The organism is Uliginosibacterium flavum, from assembly GCF_040566545.1.
Taxonomy (GTDB): domain Bacteria; phylum Pseudomonadota; class Gammaproteobacteria; order Burkholderiales; family Rhodocyclaceae; genus Uliginosibacterium; species Uliginosibacterium flavum.
In genome coordinates, this window is the sequence record NZ_JBEWZI010000038.1 from 1 (window position 1) to 18,934 (window position 18,934).

An 18,934-nucleotide genomic window follows, 5' to 3' on the forward strand; every position below is an offset into this window, starting at 1 on the left:
CAGTGGTTTTTCGACAACTCCACTTTGGCACTTCGATGCCGTTGCAGGTAGGGGCGTCCATGTCATTACCCTACCCGACTCAGCGGCCGGCCGTGCGCAAAAAGTGCGTCAGGCGCACATCCACAGTCAGCGTGATTTCAGTCAGCGCCGCCGCCCTGGCACGGCCCTCGGCGCTCGCGCGGTACAGATGCGGCGTCATCGCCAGCAGGTCTGCAATCGGCTCGACACCGGCAATCTCGATCGAATACTGCACGCACTCCGTCTTTCCACGCGCAAAGCCCTCCGGCGACGAAGCATCCGGCTCGCGCGGCGGCTTCAGGCTGGGATAGATGATCTCGCGCAGCTCGCGCAAATGATCCGACCCCGAATCCACCTGCAGCAAAAGTCCGCCCGGCGCCAGCACGCGCGCGAATTCCGCATACACCGGGAAGCCGAACATGCACAGCACCCGATCCAGCGTGCCCGGCAACACCGGCAGCGCCGCGTTGCTGCCGACCACCCAGGTGGGCAGCTTGTCCTGCTTGGCCGCCGCCAACACCGCCCATTTCGAAATATCCAGGCCCAGCAGCGCCAGCGTCTGCCCTTCACGCTCTGCGGCGGCCGCCAGCTGGCGCAGGTAATAACCCTCGCCACATCCGGCGTCCAGACAAGTCGTCACCGCCACCGCAGGCAAATCCGCCAGCGTCGCCCGGGCGACCGCCGCCGCAATCGGCGCGTAATGGCCGGCATTCAGAAAACGCCTGCGCGCCGCCACCATCTCCTTGCTGTCGCCCGGATCGAGCGATCGCTTCTTCTGCACCGGCAACAGATTCGTATAGCCCTGACTGGCCACGTCAAAACAATGACCGGACGCGCAAACGAAACTCGCCCCGACGCGATGCAGCGGCTCACCATCAAGCGGACAGGCCAGCGCCTGGAAAGGAAAAATATTCATGACAATCAAGTGACCACGGCCAGCATGGCTTTCGGCAAGGCAAAAGGAGTGGGCGCAATTGTAAAGCGGTGCAATCCCCCGTGCGGACAAAACCACCGCCCACGGCAGATCGCGATGAAAGCGGCTGTCGTAGGGTGGGTTCGCGCAGCAACCCACCGTGAGCCTTGCCAAAATGCGACGGTGGGTTGTCGCTGCGCTCCGAACCCACCCTACGGCCTGACCTACGCCTCCCAACAAGCACCCTGTAGACCCACATGCAGCAAAGGTCTTCAGACAGGCATGCTGCACAAGCACGGATTGATTCGCTGCGCACCAGACATATCTGTAGAAGCCCGCTCCACGCGGCTCTCCAGGCATCGACCATCAGACTCACAGACCATCGGACGTTCACGCGCCACCCGAAAACGCAGGCAGAACGCTGCGCAGCGAAACGCGCAGAGGATTTAAATGCCACATGGCTTATGATGCGAGCAATCCAGCGCGTCCGTGACGCCTTAGCGGCGGGCGAGAAGATCGGTCAGCTGTTGGCCAAGAGCGTATGGTCAGACAAAACATAAGAAGCGATCAAGGGTGGGGCAGAGCTAAGCGACAATTTGCCATCACTTTTTGGTAAGACTCATAGTAGGTTGCTTCGCTACCTCAGCCTTGCTCAAGTGTCTGACTACCTCAATAGTCTAGAGGCGAGTGAGATATTTCGTACGATTTTTAAATCCTTGGGAGGACGACTTGGCAAATGAAATGAAAGATATCAAATATTCTAAGTCGTACTCGACACAAGAAATACATTTTACCGGAGGTCTTCGCGGATCCCTCACGAACCGTGGGTGGGCATTATTCCCGGCATCTGAGGATCCTGATTCAGACGCTCTAGTGTTTGAAACACCTGAAGCCCACTATATATTTGCAACGCGAGAATGTGGTTTGCGTCATATCGGTACATGCATTCATTATAGGAATGGTGACAATTCGCCTCCTATGAGTGTTTGGGAACCGGGAAAGCGCGATCCAAGCAATGGTTTAAATGCAGCGGACTCTTGGAGAGCTATCGCTCATCAGGCGACCGTGGCAGGCGACAATCTGTACTCCGAATGCGCAACCTATATAAGCGTTTGCCTGAAAGTCTCAGGACTACGTCTTAGAGACGTGTCAAACAAGTACCGCGACCAATTAAATTGGGCTCTGGCAGAAAGAAGGGAGTCTGGAGCTTGGTTTTCGAATATTGCCCTACTAGATCTCTATGCAGACTTCCACTCGCTTGTTTCTGAATTGTCCTCGGCCCGCGATCACCTAGCTAAACTAGCTGCAATCCATGCCGGAGCACCAGATCGAATCGATAGTTTGGCTCGTTTGGAAGATTGGCTGGAAAAGCCTGCCAATCTTGTTTGTGTTAACCAACCGCTAATCACTCTTTTGCTATCTGCATCCGGGACTGCCGAAAAGCCTAACTGGCTCCGCAGGCTTGGGGCTCTCCGTAACGAAATGCTTCATCGCATTCCTATGGGAGCCAATAAATCCGTATCCGGACTCATCTTGCAAGATGTTAGTACGAGTCAGGGGACCATCAAAACGATTCGGCTAGCAGAACCTCCAAGCAATAATGCGGTAGCCAAGCAAGACCCAGATTCATTAATCGAATTCTCGCAACTGTGCACAAACCTAGAACATCTATGTAGAACTGCGCAGCGGATTGCTAAATACCCTGCGGAGATTCCACGGTTTACAAACTCGACTACCAGCTAACGAATAGCGTTATCAGCTGCAATGAAAATTCAGCCCCGTACCGCCAGTCCAATAAGGAGCGCAAATAGTTTTTCATTTTCGCAAGCAGATGGCCACCCGATCATTATCCAACAATGCTCAATCGGCATAACAATGCGCAAGCCTTCGGCTTTCACACCCTACATTCCCGCCACCCCGTCGCCTGTAGACCCTCACCCAACGGACCTCTGCAGCCAGCCTGCCTGAACAAGTCCGCCAGGTGCGGCTCTGCAGGCAGGGATGAAAATGCTTTGAATTCACCTCCGCGCGGCAGCCACCGCGCCAATGCAAAGGGCCGCTGGATCAGCGGCCCTTTGCATTTTGGTGATCGACGAAAACTACTCCTTCATGCCGCCACCAAGCACCTTGTACAGCGTGACCCGGTTGCTCTGCAGCGCCAGGCGGGTGCCGATCAGGCCTTGCTGGGCGGCGTACTGACTGCGCTGCGAATCGAGCACGCTCAGATAGCCGGCCACGCCTTTGTCATAGCGTGCTTGCGACAGGCGATAGGCATCGTCACTCGCCGCGTTCAGCGCGCTTTGGGCTTCAAACTGTTCGCCCAGCGTGGCACGCTGCGCGAGGGCGTCGGCGACTTCGCGGAAGGCGCTTTGCACGGCTTTTTCATACTGCGCGACCTGCGCGACCTTGCTGGCCTGGGCGGCATCCAGATTGGCGCGGTTGGCACCGCCATTGAAGATCGGCACGCTGATCTGCGGGGCGAAGCTCCAGGTGCGGGCGGCGCCGGTGAACAGATCATCCAGCGCGACGCTGGTGAAGCCGGTCGACGCGGTGAGGCTGATGCGCGGGAAGAAAGCCGCACGCGCTGCGCCGATGTTGGCGTTGGCGGCAATCAGCTGCTGTTCGGCTTGCAACACGTCCGGGCGGCGCAGCAGCGTTTCGGCCGGCAAGCCGGCGGGCAGCTCGGCCTGCGTGGTGACCTGGGCAACCAGCACTTTCGGCTGCAAATCCGCCGGCACGCCGGCACCGACCAGCAGGGTCAGGGCGTTTTCGTCCAGTGCCACCTGGCTCGTGTAGCGCGCAGCATCGACGCGTGCCGATTCGACACTGGTTCTGGCCTGCGCCAGATCGAGGCCGGAGGCGCTGCCCACATCGTAGCGGCGCTGCGCCAGGCCCAGTGAGTCGCGCTGCGCTTGCAGGGTGGCTTGCGCCACTTGCAGACGTTCGCGATCCGCGCCGAGCGTCAGCCAGGCATTGGCGACTTCGGCAACCAGACTGATCTGCACGCTGCGACGCACTTCTTCAATCGCCAGATATTGGGACAAGGCCTGATTCTTGAGGCTCTGCACGCGGCCGAAAACATCCAGCTCGTAGGCGGCAAAACCGACCCCGGCCGAATAGGTGCGGCTGATGCGTTCCTGCCCGGTGGTGGACATCGCGGCCGGGGTACGCATGGCGGTTTCGCCTGCCGTGGCGCTCACCGCCGGCAACAGGTTGGCACGCTGGATCTGGTACTGGGCGCGGGCCTTGTCGATGTTGGCAATGGCGACACGCAGATCACGATTGTTGGCCAGCGCCAGTTCGATCACGCCACGCAACTGCGCATCGGCGAAATACTCCTGCCAGCCGATATCGGCAGCGGCGCGGCCTTCTGCCCCGCCGGCTTGCCAGTTGGCGGCAACCGGCGCGGCCGGGCGCTCGTAGGTCGGGGCCATGGAGCAGCCCGCCACCAGACATGCCAGCGCAACGGCCAGGCTCATGCTTGTCTTGTTCATCATTATTTTTCCTCCTGCTGATGGGCCTGCACCGCGCGCGGCACCTTGCCCTTGAACAGCTTGCGCACCGCCACAAAGAATACCGGCACCCAGAATACGCCCAGCACGGTTGCAGTGATCATGCCGCCGAGCACACCGGTGCCGATGGCATTCTGCCCACCCGAGCCAGCGCCGGTCGCCACCACCAGTGGCACCACGCCCAGACCGAAGGCCAGCGAAGTCATCAGGATCGGACGCAGACGTTGCTTCACCGCCAGCATCGTGGCTTCGATGATATCCATGCCCTGGTCCTGCAAGTGGCGCGCAAACTCGACGATCAAAATCGCGTTCTTGCATGCCAGACCCACCGTGGTCAGCAAGCCAACCTGGAAGAACACGTCGTTTGACAAGCCACGACCACTTGCGGCCAGCAGCGCGCCGATCACACCCAGCGGCACCACCAGAATCACCGAGAAGGGCACCGACCAGCTTTCATACAAGGCCGCCAGACACAGGAACACGACGAGCAGTGAAATCGCATATAAAGCCGGGGCTTGCGCGCCAGCACTGCGCTCTTCATACGAAATCCCGGTCCACTCGTAGCCGATGCCTTCGGGCAGACTGGCAGCGATGCGCTCGACTTCGGCCATTGCGTCGCCGGTGCTCTTGCCCGGCGCCGGCATGCCGACGATTTCCACCGAAGGATTACCGTTGTAGCGCTCCAGACGCGGCGAACCAAAACTCCAGTGCGCCGTGGCGAAGGCCGAGAAAGGCACCATCTGCCCCTTGGCATTGCGCACAAACCACTTGTTCAGATCCTCCGGCGACATGCGCGAAGCGGCCTCACCCTGCATATAGACGCGTTTGACGCGGCCCTTGTCGATGAAGTCATTGACGTAGGAGCTGCCCCAGGCTGTTGCCAGCGTGTCGTTGATATCAGCCAGACTCAGACCCATGGCCGTCGCGCGAGCGGGATCGATGTCCACTTGATACTGTGGCGTATCTTCCTGACCGTTCGGACGCACGCCTGTAAGCACCTTGCTCTGCATTGCCATACCGAGGAACTGATTACGTGCAGCCATCAGCGTTTCATGGCCCACGCCGGTGCGATCCTGCAGCTTCACATCAAAGCCGCTGGCATTGCCCAATTCGGTCACGGCAGGCGGCACGATCGCAAACACCATGGCGTCGCGGATGCGCGAGAAAGCCATCATGGCGCGCCCGGCAATCGGCTTGACCCGCAGATCGGCGCGATTGCGCTCATCCCAGGGTTTGAGCTTGACGAAGGCCAATCCGGCATTCTGCCCACTGCCCGCAAAGCTGAAACCCGCTGCCGTGAAGATTGATTCCACGGCGTCGGTTTCCTTGTTCAGGAAATGATCTTCAACCTGCTTGAGCACTTCGACGGTGCGTTCCTGCGTCGCGCCCGCCGGCAACTGCACGATGGTGAACAACACGCCCTGATCTTCGTCCGGCAGGAAGGCGGTCGGCAGGCGCATGAAGAGCAGCCCCATGCCGACCACGATCAGGCCATAGACCAGCAGGTAACGTGTGCGCTTGCCGAGCATGCTGCCAACCATGCGGGTATAGCGCAGCACGCCTGAATCGAACATGCGGTTGAAGCCACGGAAGAACCAGTTTTCACTGTAGTGCTCACCCTTGTGAATCGGCTTGAGCAAGGTCGAACACAGCGCGGGCGTCAGGACCAGTGCGACGATCACCGACAGCACCATGGCCGAGACGATGGTGATCGAGAACTGGCGATAGATCACGCCAGTGGAGCCGCCGAAGAAGGCCATCGGAATGAACACGGCAGACAGCACCAGCGCAATGCCGACCAGCGCGCCGGTGATCTGGTCCATCGATTTCTTGGTGGCTTCGTAAGGCGACAAACCTTCTTCGCTCATCACCCGCTCGACGTTCTCCACCACCACGATGGCGTCATCCACGAGCAGACCGATGGCCAGCACCAGCCCGAACATGGTCAGGGTATTGATCGAGTAACCAAAGGCGGAAAGCACGCCAAATGTACCGAGCAGCACCACCGGCACGGCAATCGTCGGGATCAGTGTGGCGCGGAAGTTCTGCAGGAACAGCCACATCACCAGAAAGACCAGCGCCACGGCTTCGATCAGGGTCCATACCACTTCCTTGATCGATGCCTGCACGAAAGGCGTGGTGTCGTAAGGAATCACCGCCGTCATGCCCTTGGGGAAGAATTTCTCCATCTCGGCAATCTTGGCCTTGACGCCCTTGGCAGTCGCCAGCGCATTGGAATTCGCCGCCAGCTTCACAGCCAGGCCAGACGCAGGCTTGCCGCCGAAACGAGCAACCACGCCGTAGTTTTCACCACCCAGTTCGGAACGCGCTACATCATGCAAGTGCACTGCAGATCCATCGGCATTGCTGCGCAGGATGATCTGGTCGAATTGCGCGGGCGTCTGCAGACGGCTTTGCACGTTAATCGTGGCATTCAACTGCTGCCCCGGCATGGCCGGAGTGCCGCCCAATTGACCCGCAGAGACCTGCACGTTCTGCGCCTGGATGGCATTTTTCACATCGGCCGGCGTGAGCTTGAAGCTATTCAGCTTGGCCGGATCGATCCAGATCCGCATGGCGTACTGCGAACCAAACAACTGCACCTCGCCCACACCCTCAACCCGACTGAGCGGATCGATGATGTTCGCTACCATGTAGTCGGAAAGGTCGGTCTGGCCGAGGCTGCCGTCTTCCGACACGAAACCCACCACCATCAGGAAGCTGCTGGACGTCTTGGTAACGGTCACACCCTGCTTCTGCACTTCCTGCGGCAGCATGGACATGGCGGACTGCAGCTTGTTCTGCACCTGCACCTGGGCGATATCGGCGTTGGTACCCGCCGCGAAAGTCAGGGTGATGCCGACGGAGCCCGATGAATCGCTGGCCGATGACATGTACAGCAAGCCATCCAGCCCCTTCATCTTCTGCTCGATGATCTGGGTGACAGAGTCCTCCAGCGTTTTGGCCGAAGCCCCTGGGTAGTTAGCGGAAATAGCCACGGTCGGCGGCGCAATCGTCGGGTACTGCGAGACCGGCAGGGTCTCGATCGACAGCGCGCCAGCCAGCATGATGACCAGTGCGATCACCCATGCAAAGATGGGACGATCAATGAAAAAACGTGCCATGAATCGTCTCCCTCTCAGCGGTTGGAAGCAGAAGACGGGGCCGAAGCACTTGCCGCGGCAGGCGCCGATGCGGCAGCCATAGGCACGGGCTTGATCACCACGCCAGGGCGCAGACGCTGCAGGCCTTCGACAATCACCTGTTCACCCGGCTGCACACCTTCACTGACCAGCCACTTGTCACCAACGGTTTGCACCGTCTTGATCACACGCGGGGCGAACTTGCCCTCGGGCGCGACCACCATGACAATGGCCTCACCCTTGGTGTTGCGGGTTACCGCTTGCTGCGGCACCAGAATGCTCTGCTCGCGCGCACCAGTCTGGAGTACGGCCCGCACAAACATGCCCGGTAACAGCTCCTGTTTCGGGTTCGGGAACACCGCGCGCAGGGTCACGCTGCCCGTGCCGGCATCTACCGTCACATCCGTGAACGCCAGTTTGCCTTCGAGTGCGTAGGGCGTGCCATCTTCGAGCAGCAAGCGCACCTTGGCCTGATTGGCGCCCGCATTCTTGAGCACACCACTGGCCAGATCGCGCTTCAGGCGCAACAACTCGGCAGTGGATTGGGTAACGTCGACATAAATCGGATCCAGCTGTTGCACCGAGGCCAGTGCCGTCGCCTGATTGGCGGTAACCAGCGCCCCTTGTGTCACGGAGGAACGACCGATGCGCCCGGAAATCGGCGCCGCTACGTGGGTGTAGCCCAGATTGATGCGCGCCGTTTCGGCAGCAGCCTTGTCAGCTGCCACGCTGGCTTCGGCCTGCTTGAAAGCGGCCTGGGCATCATCGAAGTCCTGCTGGCTGACAGCCTTGATCGTCACCAGATCCTTGTAACGCTCGGCTTTCAGTCGCATCGAAGTGAGGCTGGCCTCGGAACGCGCCAGTGCGGCCTTCGCGCTATCCAGCGCGTTCTGGAAAGTTGCCGGATCAATCTGGTACAGCGTCTGACCGGCTTTCACATCACCGCCTTCGGTGAAGGCGCGCTGCTGAATGATGCCGCCCACCTGCGGGCGAATCTCCGCCGCGGCGTAAGCAGCGGTGCGGCCAGCCAGTTCGGTACTCAAGCCCACTGTCGCGGCTTGCAGTGTCACCACGCCCACCTCGGCCGGCGGCATCTGGCCTGCCCCGCCAGCTTGAGCGCCCTGCTGGCCCTTGTTGCAGGCACTCAGGCCCAAAGCGGCCAAGGCCGCGACAGACAAAACCAGAACTGTTTTTCGGGGGATGTGATGCATGTTTTTCTCCACTGCGCACAAAAAGACAGGCTGCGCCTGCCGGGATGTTTTTTTGGGGGTGTTCAGACTTCAGACAATGGTTCGCACCTCGAACCATTGCAGATGAAGCGAACTATACATACATTCTTGTATGTATGTAAATGATCCGTTAAGATGTTTTACATGAATTCACGCTCAACACATCAAGATCAGTATGGCTCGTAAAACCAAGGAAGAAGCCCTTGCGACACGAGGGCAATTACTCGACGCGGCGGCACGCCTGTTTTGCGAGCAAGGCGTCTCCAGCACCTCGCTGCACGAGATCGCCGAAGCCGCCGGGCTGACGCGCGGCGCGGTCTACTGGCACTTCGACAACAAGGGCGATCTGCTCATGGCGTTGTGGGAGCGCGTCGCCCTGCCCATGCAGCAAGCCTTCGACGAAGTCGCCCGCGAGCAGGCCAACAACCCACTGCAACGCATCCGCAGCAAGGCCTGCTGGATCGCCGAACACATCGAGCACGACGAGCCGATCCGCCGGCTCATGACCATCATGATGCTGCGCTGCGAATTCACCCAGGAACTGGAATCCACGCGCGAGCATTTCCTGCGGGTGCGTGAAGACTGCCTCACCCAGATGCGGAGCGAAATCCAGCTCGCCATGGATGTCGGTCAGCTCACCCCGACACTTTCCGTCGAGCAAATCGCCATCGGCCTGTTTGGTCTGGTCGATGGCCTGTGCTTTCACTGGCTGATTTCGCCCACCCGTTTCCAGATAGCCAACGTTACTCGTCTGAGCGTAGAGGCTTATCTGGCGGGCCTTAACGGGAAGGCATAGCGCACAACAAGCATTGACAAGGGTCTTCAGGCTATCGGCCTGAAGACCCTTGCTGCTGGCTGCTGGCTGCTGGGCAGCCTCAATTTGCAGTGCAACCTCAATGCCGATCTGGTGTTAGAGGGTGTTTGCAATGCGCTTAACGATCATGACTTTGAAAGTCGCCCATGAGCTTGAAAGTCATGACCGTTTCCCTCCCCCCAATCCGTCTCCCAAAATTGGAGAGGGCGCTTCGAGAAGTCGGTCTGCGACTTTCACGCGGAGCATTTGCCAGAAGCGCGAGAACACTGCTGTCATGGTCTTCCCTGGGTACGGCAACTTATACATGAGCCCCCACAGGATGCCGACGCATTGCGTATACCCGCCCATTGGACAGTTTCGTTGATTCGGCATAAAGCCGCGATGATTTTTTGTCGCAGGTGCGCCGAGCAGCAAAAACTGCCGCCGGTCTGAACTGATGAGACCTGTCGGGCAAGGTCGGAGGCGAGGGTGAAGCCTCTGCATATGCTGCCCGGGCAAGTCTTTTTTGGCACCAACCCTTGAGAGGACGCAAACGATGATGAGCCCTGACTGGTGGTGGCTAGCCTATGCCGTGCTCGGCCTGTTTTCCGGCTACGTGGCGGGATTGCTCGGAATCGGCGGTGGCGTACTGATCGTATCGGCGCTGACCATGATTTTTGACGCGCAAGGCGTCTCACACGATCACATCCTGCATCTGGCACTAGGCACCTCGATGGCCACGATCATCTTCACGTCCATTGCCAGCCTGCGTGCCCATCATGCGCATGGCGCGGTAATCTGGCCGGTGGTGCGCGACGTGATTCCTGGTGTCATCATCGGCACATTTTTTGGCACTCAGATCGCAGCCCACGCGGCAACCCGGGGGCTGGCCTTGTTCTTCGGCCTGTTCATCCTGTGTATCGCCGTCCAGATGGCCTTCAGCCTGCGCCCCAAGCCGGGCCGCGAACTGCCGGGACGTCTTGGCACGACCACAGCTGGCGCCATCATCGGCGGCATCTCCGCCTTGGTCGCCATCGGTGGAGGCTCGCTGACGACGTCCTGGCTGAGCTGGTGCAACGTGCGCATTCAGCATGCCATCGGCACGGCCTCGGCCATGGGTCTGCCGGTGGCCATTTTCGGTACGCTGGGCTATCTGTGGAATGGCTGGAATATCGAGGGATTGCCTGGCGGCAGCCTTGGCTATGTCTATTTGCCGGCCCTGCTCTGCCTGATGTTCAGCAGCATGCTCACCGCGCCTCTGGGGGCGCGCATGACACATCGCATGCCGGTAACGATGCTCAAACGGATTTTTGCCGTACTACTGGTTATCCTGGCGGCGAAAATGCTCTGGAGCGTATGGCACTGAAGCTGCGCACAGAACACACAAGCAGTCTCCTCTACTGCAGACTGACCACCAGGGCAGCCTCCTGCTTATGCCAGCGCAAGGGAATAATGTAAGCCTTGACGCTGCGAGGGACCTGAATCGCATGCGCCCCGCCTTGCACGATGACCGGCACGGAAATCATGAAATCGGCGCCAAAATGCACGCGTGCATTGCCTGACAAGGTATTGGCAATTTCACCAGCCAGATCGGCCAGGTTGCGATCCGAAACATCCGTCTCACCAATCTGCAGCAACAAGGCACGCAACATTTCGCGACGCGCGGTGACATAGACACAGCCCTGACGCGTGCCGGAAATACCGATGACGCCCGTGAAGTCATACATAGGCAGCGCAGCAGCGTCGCCCAGATGCGGGCTGCCCACTTCCGCCGGACGCCCGGTCTGGCGCTCGAAGTATTGCTGGACGAGTTCAACGAATACCCGCAGTTGTTCTTCATCCATGGTGATCTTCCTCCAGCAGTTCCGTTATAGCATCACTCAGATCGGACTCGGAGAATGGCTTGCACAGAAAACCCTGCGCGCCCTCCTTGAGCGCCTGAATGGCGGTCGCCTTGTCTGCCAGCGCAGATACCACCAGCACCCTGACCCGAGGATTCATGGCCTTTAGCTTGCGGATGCACTGAATGCCATCCATGCGCGGCATGGTGAGATCCATGGTCACCACGTCAGGCTGATCTTCCATGAACCGTCGCACCGCCTCCTCACCGTTGCCGGCAGTCGCGACGATCTCCAGATCGTGTTGCGACAGCGTGCGCGAAATCATGCTACGGATGATGTTGGAATCATCCACAATCATCAGGCGGCGTTTCATCAGGCGGCCTCCTCACCTAGATTCACAGCATCATCCGTCCTGGGCTCTGCAATCTGAGGCAAGAACACACGGAAATGACAATACTCGCCAACCGTGGAACCGATCCTGATGCGCCCGCCGAGGCGAGTCACCATGAATTTCACGACATCCAGCCCCACGCCTTGTCCGGAGTCCTGATCGACAGATTCACTCGTGGTAATGCCCGGCTCGAAGATCAGAGCAATCAGTCGTCGTACATCGGTCGTCGCACGCGCAGCCTCCGCCGTAATCTGACCTGAACGCACAGCTGCCGCGCTCACCTTGGCCGGATCAATCCCGGCGCCATCATCGCGGAAGCTGAGTTCAACACCGCCGTCACCGCTATCCGAAATATAAACGGCGATCCGGCCGGCCTCGGACTTACCGCGTTGCTTGCGGATTTCAGGAGCTTCAATCCCGTGAGCAACCGCATTACGCACAAATTGATTGACGATGCTGGTAATAACCTCGCGCAGGCTTGGCACCAGATCATCCAGCGCAAGCCCTTGATAGCTGAGCTCGACTTTCTTGCCCGCACGCTCTGCGATTTCTTCAGCCAGCGTGCGCCAGGAGCGCACAAATGGCAGGCCAACGGCCAATGGATCGTGCGGCTGCTTGGGAGCTTCGACGGTGATCACGCCGCGAATCTGCGCGACCCGGGCCAACGCGGCCTGAATCGCGTTAACTTCACCGTACAAGGCCTTGACCCGCACAGCGACATGTAAAAAGTCCTCTCCGCGCAGGGTTTGGCGTCCGCGCAAACCTGCCAGCAACTCCTCCATGACATGCAGGGACTTGCTCACCGCATCCAGCTTCAATCCGGCAGCATCACCCTTCAGTCGGTGCGAAATACGGAAAATCTGATCGACGCGCGGAGACAAGCCACCAGCAGCCAGATTGTTGTCGCGCAGAGCCTCGTTGATTTCATCCAGACCTTCAACTGCATGCTTGAGGAAGTCCTGCAACTGAATCGGATCTGCTTGCAGGATGTGCACCATCATACCCATTTGATCCTGCACCTTGCGTTCGCTATCAGCGAGCTCGCGTTCCAGACGTACGCGTTTGGTGATGTCCGTCGTCGTAACCAGCAAATGAGTGACCTTATTTCCATCCAGCACACGATTGAATCTGAACTGCAGGAAACGCGTATCCATGCTGCCATCAGCCTGGTTCACGCTGATTTCAACACTATCGAGAGGGTTCAGGCTGGTGACGAGCTTTTCCTTAACGTCATGACGCAGCAGCAACTCGATGTATTCCTTGGTGGTATCAAAGGTTTTCGTCGTCACCAGAGGCTTGAGAATGTCGAGGAAATTCTGCCCGGCCACATCGCTGCGTCCAATGATCTTGCCCAGCACCCGTGAGGTCTGGGTACCCATCCGGAATTCCGTATCCAGCAGGAACAGGCCTTCCTGCGTGGTCCGCAGGATGTCTTCCGTTTCCTTGCGCGCACGCTCCAGCTCACCATCACTTTTGCGCAAATGACGGACAAAGTGAAACATGATGATCAGAAAGTTCAAGGTCGCCAGCAGCATGCCACTCATCTGCACGCGCTGCAGGGTTGTGGCTTTGGCTGCAGCCAGTTCCTCGATCCGTGTCGTCAGGTCATTGGACAGAGATAAGAGCCAGCCATTTACAACTTCGGACTTCCGCGCCAGTTCGACCGCGTCATCCACCGTCTGCTTGTCGGCTCGAACAAAGACTTGAATCGCATCGCGATAGGGCATCCACTGCTCCAGCGTATCGGTCAGCAAGGCCTTGGCTTGCTCATCCGTTACCGCCTTCACATGCACCTCTGCCGCGCCCGTCCCCGAAATCACACCGCCATTGATATAGGCCTGCAAGGTCTGGTCAAACACCCCGGCAGAACGATCCAGCTCAAGCAACAACTCGCGATAAGGCTGCTCGGCGCGTAAGCGATCCCGGATCTGCAAACTGGTCTTGGCCATGCGCTGGCTGAGCATGCGCTGCCGCCCGACGATATTGACGTTGAGTGCATCCTCCCGGATTTCACTTGAAATCAGGAAGTTGAGGCCCAGAACGCTCAAGTCAAACAACAGGAACAGCCCGATGGCGAAGACCATCGTGCGGTACTTACCCAAGCCCAGATTAAACATGACATACCTCCACGCGCGCGCGAATCCTGTCGAGACAGGACGGCCCCTCGGCAAGACTTCTTGCCATTAACGGAACAAACAGAACTCCCTGCACCAGCCCTTTGTTTCGACGCCGAGAACGGACTCGCTACTTACCGCCACCTGCGGCAATTACTTCGCGATCCAGCACCTTCATGAAGTCGGCTCCGACGCGCAACTCAGCCTCTTTGCGCACAGGCAGCAGGGCTTGCTGCCAAGCCTTGCGTTGCACTTCATTCAGACGAGTGACGCGCGTTCGCCCGGATCGCTCAACCACAGCCAGGGCATCATCATTTTCCTGCTGCGCAATCGAATTCCCATAGCGGGTCGCATCACGCAGAGCCTGCTCAAGCAGCGTTCGGATATCTGCGGGGAGGCTGTCCCAGAATTGCCTGTTGGTTACCACGGCATAGCCCAGATAGCCGTGATTGGTGTCAGCGGCATATTTCTGCACCTCATGAATCCGCTGTGAATACATGTTGGAGGGGGGATTCTCCGTGCCGTCCAGCGTGCCGTTTTGCAAGGCTGCAAAGGTTTGCGCAAGCGTCATGACCTGAGGAGCAGCCCCCAGTGCGCTCATCTGCGCAGCAATCACCTTGGAATTCTGAATCCGCACCTTCATGCCTTTCATGTCAGCAGGCGCGTTCAAGGGTCGATTGGCGCTCATTACCTTGAACCCATTGTCCCAGTAGGCCAACCCATGAATCCCTTTGGCATCAAGCTTCTGAAACAGTTCCTTGCCAACGGGGCCCGCCAGTACCTTGCGCACGATCAGGCGGTCAGAAAACATATAAGGAACGTCAAAAACCTCGAACTCCTTGACGCCCGCCGAACCAAATTTTGACAGCGGCGGCGCCAGCATCTGCACCAAGCCTTGCTGCAGCGCGCTGAACTCATCGGGATCCTTGATCAGCGTGGCGTTGGGATAGACCTCGACGCGCACCCGTCCCTTGGTCAGATCCTCAGCACGCATGCGAAACAAATCCGCCGCACGCCCTTTGGGCGTATCAGCAGTCGTTACATGGCTGAATTTGATGATGATGGGTTGCTGCTGCGCCCAACAAACAGGGAGAAAACAAACCCCTAAAAAAAGCGCAACGCTTCGGACGAAAAAGGCACTCATGATTTCCCCTGTCCACAAAAGCTCTCGATTCACGCTCTTGTTACGGCGCAGCAAGGCCGGTCGGACAGGGGGACAAACGGGCAAGGCCTGAAATTCTAATCTCGTTTTGAGCGCGTACGAGCAGAGTACTACACGACGCTCAGGTAAGGCACGCTGCTACAAAAGCCAGCCTACAGCTAGCTCACGGCAGCGTTGGAGATCAATCCGCCGGCCTAAGTGTTACTTCGCATCCAAGCCGCGCGATGACTTTTTGCAACCCCCGCCGGTTAGCGCCATTTATCACCAACGGAGCGGTCAGGTTCGCGCGCAAAGTGGCGTCTCCTGCCCGGCGCTGCAGCTCATCATCTGCTTCGCGGCGCAAAATCAGCAGGACGGCCACATCTTCAGCCCTCGGATTCCCAAGAAGACTCTCCTCCTCTGCAGAAAGCGAGAATTCATATTGCAAGCCCAACAAATCCGGTGTCGTGACCGAAAAGGCCACGTCCGGCTGATCGACACTTTGCAAGACGGCAACTTGCTGCGGACGATCTGCGACTTCGATCAAAGTGAAATGCTTGCAGGTCTCAAAGCCTGGAAGGCCCGCGGGAAACTCGATCAATTTGTTGGAGTCGACTTCGAGGCTACCAAAACGGGGGCTGTCTATTTTCATTTTTTTCTCCTTGCGTTGGCAGATCATGGAAAAGCTCGGTTTTCACACCCTTGACGCGGTAAAGCGGCAAGTCAGCGCATATCGGGACGATCCCGGCCCCATAGGCAAAGCTCAAGTAACGCAATCTACGCCTGATTGCAAAACACCAAACCCGAAAAATAGACTCACTAAGGACCTCAAATCAAGGCTTTTTAGGCAGCACCAGCATTCCACCACCAAGACCCAATGTGCGTAATTTTTCCTGTGCTTTAACTGCTTCATCCTTGCTGGCAAACGGGCCTACCTGAACGCGTGTTTCGAGTTGTGAAGGAATGCCTGCCAATTTCAGCTTGGCACGCAACTCCTCTGCGTTCGTACTGTTATTGAAAACGCCCAACTGCACGACAAAGCCACCGCTCGCAAGAGCCGCAGCGGGTGCGGCAGTCGCCACCTTGACAGAAGAAGCAGGCGTAGATGCGGATGCAGCAGGGAGCGGCTTTGGCACATCAATAAGCAAGCGATCGCCGTTTGCGGGTTTGCCTGTTCGTGGTTCCGTCCTTAATGCCACGGGCTGCGGAGAGATACTCAAAATTGGCTTGACGGAAACATCTTTGCTTCCCTCCGGCACCACGGGTGCCGCAAGCGTAACAACTGGTGACTCAACAGACGAGGACATCGATGCAAGCTCGGCTTGGGCCATGTCGGGCGCGGCCTGGATCGCGGCCTGCACATCTTCGGACAAGGAAGCTGCGCCACCACTCACCGCAACGCCTATCTCCGGAGAGCTTGCCTCCGGAGGCTGTGGGACGTCGTCCGCAAGCTTTGGTTGTTCAAACATAAGCAAGCTGGCCAGTAACGCAGCAATCAAGCCCGCAGTTACGGCCGCGCGTACGACAATTTTACGTCGCGCATGCGCCCTGTCTCCTTCACGCCCCTGAACACCTTGATCAAGCATGACTCGTCTCCCCATCCTTGGAATCGCCGCTCAATGATCGAACCAGCTCAGCCTCCGCCACCGAAATTCCACACCGCTCGGCGATTGCCTGCACATCATAGCCACGCCGAGCGAGTGACACAGCCTCGCTATACAAGGGAGACACCTGACTCGCCGCTCGCAGCTCAATCATGGCTTCCTTGATCTCCACCAACTCATCCCGCAGAGCCTCATGGCGGGCATTAAGTTCGTCCAGCAACACTCGCGTCTGACGCATTTCCAACAGTGCATCAAACCCGAACGCACTGGCATCCGGCTCGGAAATTCGGCTTAAATGCGGTTCTGCTCGATCATTGGACGAACCAGAAGTTGTCGGCGCACCATCATAAACCACACTGGAAAATGACTTGTCCGGATCCCCTCCGAGTATTTGTGAATGAATCGTTTCAGATGCAGCATTGGAAAAATCCAGCGAATCTGATATCCCCTTGCTGCGTCCAAGTACTACAAAACGCAGCAACAGCCAAGCAATATATGCCAGCAGCAGCCCAACCAAGCCATAAATGATGTCGTGCCGCGTCAAATTCGCTCCTTGCTTTTAGTCCAACTTGACTTACAGGTTAATCGGCTTTCCCCGATGATACTGGGAGACGGCTTTAGAATGGAAGACTGTCGTCCCCAATAGGCGGCTTTGTCATAACCATAAAAAAGACGTCCCTCCAACCAACGAAGGGACGCCTTGCTTGCAATACGAGCAGCCACAGATCAGAAAGTCTTTGTGACTTGCGCACCAAAAATCATGATACTGCCATCGTACGAGCCGACAACATGACCACGCCCTGGTTGATTTGCATCGATTTTTGATTTTGGAATGTAAAGATAGGCTGCACCGATATCAATTACTGACGTCTTGTCCAGCTGCCACTGCACGCCGGTCGAGAACCAATAACGGTTATTGTCAGGTAAGGAAACCAAACGTTCTTCAGTCCCGCGCACCGGTGACTGATCATAAGCTAGCCCATATTTCCACTTCCAGCTATCGTCAATTTTGTACTTACCCCCAAAAGCGATACGCCATGTGTCGCGGAAATTCGCGTCCAACGTCTGCGCAACCTGCCCGCTGGCAACTCCGCTTGTCCTGACAATATCCACCTTATCAACAGAACGCCAGTTCGTACGAGACACGTCCCCGAGCATCTCCCAGCGGTCACTGATTTGTTGTGAAACGCTGAAGATATACATGTCCGGCAAAGTAATATCAGCTTTTGCAAAAACATTCGCAGCGACAGCCTGATTACTTGAGTTCAGTGTTCCTTCCAAATGATGAAACATCTTGGAACGGTACGAAAGCCCGAGATCTGTCGTTGGACTCACTTTGAAAGTAAGACCTGTATTCCATCCGTAAGCCTCGCTGGTTGCCTCCAAGGTCACCGTCGTATTTTGCACAGTGGTGTTCGCGGCAGGGATCGTCGGGTGCTGTGTAGCAGCTTGTCGCTGATACATCGCCTCCATGCGCTGGTAATTCAGACCGAGCCCTACAGATATCGAGTCGCTCGCCTTAACCGCCAAAGACGGATTCACGTTGTACGTTTTGATATCAAAAGTACTCGACTGAAAACGACCGACCCAATCGTTTTCATATTCGGTTTTCAGACCAAAGGGTGAGCCAACACCGATCCCTGCCACCCAGCGATCACTGAATTGCCAGGTTCCATAAAGATTTGGCAGAGCGGCCCATCCACCAGCATCGCCGCCCTGCGACCCAGTTACAGCAGGCGCATTTGACGAGCCGTCATTATTAAATTTATAGCTAGGCTTGATAATCGACAGCCCGGTAGAAAAATTTCCGCCACTAAGCTTTGTCATCGCAGCAGGGTTATAAAACACCGTACTTGCATTCTCGCCAATCACTGCCGAACCGGCATACGCATTCCCTAATCCGCTAGCATTCTGCTCCAGCAACTGGAATCCAGAGGCTCCGGCACTACCAACCAGCCCCAAAGTGAATGCGGCGAAAAGCGCCTGAGCAACCGATTTTTGATGCATTTATGTCCCCTAGATCTCAAAAGTCACAACGCCCGTCTGCGCGTCGCACAGCACAATGGCAATAGCTGCATGGTATTGCTGAACATCGTACAGCGCCAATTTGCAGCGCAGCATATGTGGTGAATTTCACAACATGTAGAGCACAAAATAAAACGCCCCAATCAGGGATCTGATTGGGGCGTTTTGGTTGAGGTAGTCTGACGATGACCTACTTTCGCATGGGCAATC

At 57.5% G+C, this 18,934-nt stretch carries 15 protein-coding genes; 3 read left to right on the forward strand and 12 right to left on the reverse strand.

Translation table 11 applies throughout. The annotated features are described in order from the left end of the window. Window positions 1-79 precede the first annotated feature (79 nt). Window positions 80-934 (reverse strand): putative RNA methyltransferase, encoded by an 855-nt coding sequence (locus ABXR19_RS19450; protein WP_354602824.1) that lies wholly within the window; start codon window positions 932-934, stop codon window positions 80-82. 738 nt (window positions 935-1,672) lie between these two features. Between ABXR19_RS19450 and ABXR19_RS19455 the strand changes: the two genes are divergently transcribed. Next, complete coding sequence (locus tag ABXR19_RS19455) at window positions 1,673-2,674, forward strand: hypothetical protein (protein ID WP_354602825.1); 1,002 nt, start codon at window positions 1,673-1,675, stop codon at window positions 2,672-2,674. Window positions 2,675-3,030: 356 nt separating this feature from the next. Here the strand turns inward: ABXR19_RS19455 and ABXR19_RS19460 are convergent, their stop codons facing one another. From ABXR19_RS19460 to ABXR19_RS19470, 3 genes are read right to left on the reverse strand one after another with little or no spacing between them, the layout of a single operon-like run. Beyond that, window positions 3,031-4,428, reverse strand: a complete 1,398-nt coding sequence (locus ABXR19_RS19460) for an efflux transporter outer membrane subunit (RefSeq protein ID WP_354602826.1) — start codon at window positions 4,426-4,428, stop codon at window positions 3,031-3,033. Further along, complete coding sequence (locus tag ABXR19_RS19465) at window positions 4,428-7,568, reverse strand: efflux RND transporter permease subunit (RefSeq protein ID WP_354602827.1); 3,141 nt, start codon at window positions 7,566-7,568, stop codon at window positions 4,428-4,430. The genes ABXR19_RS19460 and ABXR19_RS19465 overlap by 1 nt, the downstream gene beginning before the upstream one ends. A 14-nt stretch (window positions 7,569-7,582) precedes the next feature. Further along, entirely contained in the window at window positions 7,583-8,797 is a 1,215-nt protein-coding gene (locus ABXR19_RS19470) for an efflux RND transporter periplasmic adaptor subunit (RefSeq protein WP_354602828.1), read from the reverse strand. Between the two features lie 193 nt (window positions 8,798-8,990). Between ABXR19_RS19470 and ABXR19_RS19475 the strand changes: the two genes are divergently transcribed. Both ABXR19_RS19475 and ABXR19_RS19480 read left to right on the forward strand, forming a co-directional pair. Continuing rightward, on the forward strand, window positions 8,991-9,611 hold the full coding sequence (locus tag ABXR19_RS19475; protein ID WP_354602829.1) for a TetR family transcriptional regulator: 621 nt from the start codon (window positions 8,991-8,993) through the stop codon (window positions 9,609-9,611). Window positions 9,612-10,167: 556 nt separating this feature from the next. Continuing rightward, window positions 10,168-10,974 (forward strand): sulfite exporter TauE/SafE family protein, encoded by an 807-nt coding sequence (locus ABXR19_RS19480; protein ID WP_354602838.1) that lies wholly within the window; start codon window positions 10,168-10,170, stop codon window positions 10,972-10,974. 31 nt (window positions 10,975-11,005) lie between these two features. Here ABXR19_RS19480 and ABXR19_RS19485 read toward each other — a convergent pair whose 3' ends face one another. The 8 genes from ABXR19_RS19485 to ABXR19_RS19520 form a co-directional block, all read right to left on the reverse strand. Further along, on the reverse strand, window positions 11,006-11,452 hold the full coding sequence (locus ABXR19_RS19485; protein ID WP_354602830.1) for a chemotaxis protein CheX: 447 nt from the start codon (window positions 11,450-11,452) through the stop codon (window positions 11,006-11,008). Continuing rightward, window positions 11,445-11,822: a response regulator gene (locus ABXR19_RS19490; protein WP_354602831.1), complete on the reverse strand. Its 378-nt coding sequence runs from the start codon at window positions 11,820-11,822 to the stop codon at window positions 11,445-11,447. The genes ABXR19_RS19485 and ABXR19_RS19490 overlap by 8 nt, the downstream gene beginning before the upstream one ends. Beyond that, window positions 11,822-13,957, reverse strand: a complete 2,136-nt coding sequence (locus ABXR19_RS19495) for an ATP-binding protein (protein ID WP_354602832.1) — start codon at window positions 13,955-13,957, stop codon at window positions 11,822-11,824. Before ABXR19_RS19495 ends, ABXR19_RS19490 begins: the two co-directional genes overlap by 1 nt. A 127-nt stretch (window positions 13,958-14,084) precedes the next feature. Then, complete coding sequence (locus ABXR19_RS19500) at window positions 14,085-15,152, reverse strand: DctP family TRAP transporter solute-binding subunit (RefSeq protein ID WP_354602833.1); 1,068 nt, start codon at window positions 15,150-15,152, stop codon at window positions 14,085-14,087. Between the two features lie 145 nt (window positions 15,153-15,297). Beyond that, on the reverse strand, window positions 15,298-15,747 hold the full coding sequence (gene fliW / locus ABXR19_RS19505; RefSeq protein WP_354602834.1) for a flagellar assembly protein FliW: 450 nt from the start codon (window positions 15,745-15,747) through the stop codon (window positions 15,298-15,300). A 181-nt stretch (window positions 15,748-15,928) separates the two neighbouring features. After that, entirely contained in the window at window positions 15,929-16,681 is a 753-nt protein-coding gene (locus ABXR19_RS19510) for an SPOR domain-containing protein (protein ID WP_354602835.1), read from the reverse strand. Continuing rightward, on the reverse strand, window positions 16,674-17,243 hold the full coding sequence (locus tag ABXR19_RS19515; RefSeq protein WP_354602836.1) for a DUF2802 domain-containing protein: 570 nt from the start codon (window positions 17,241-17,243) through the stop codon (window positions 16,674-16,676). Before ABXR19_RS19515 ends, ABXR19_RS19510 begins: the two co-directional genes overlap by 8 nt. Before the next feature lie 182 nt (window positions 17,244-17,425). After that, window positions 17,426-18,706: an OmpP1/FadL family transporter gene (locus tag ABXR19_RS19520; RefSeq protein ID WP_354602837.1), complete on the reverse strand. Its 1,281-nt coding sequence runs from the start codon at window positions 18,704-18,706 to the stop codon at window positions 17,426-17,428. Window positions 18,707-18,934: the final 228 nt, after the last annotated feature.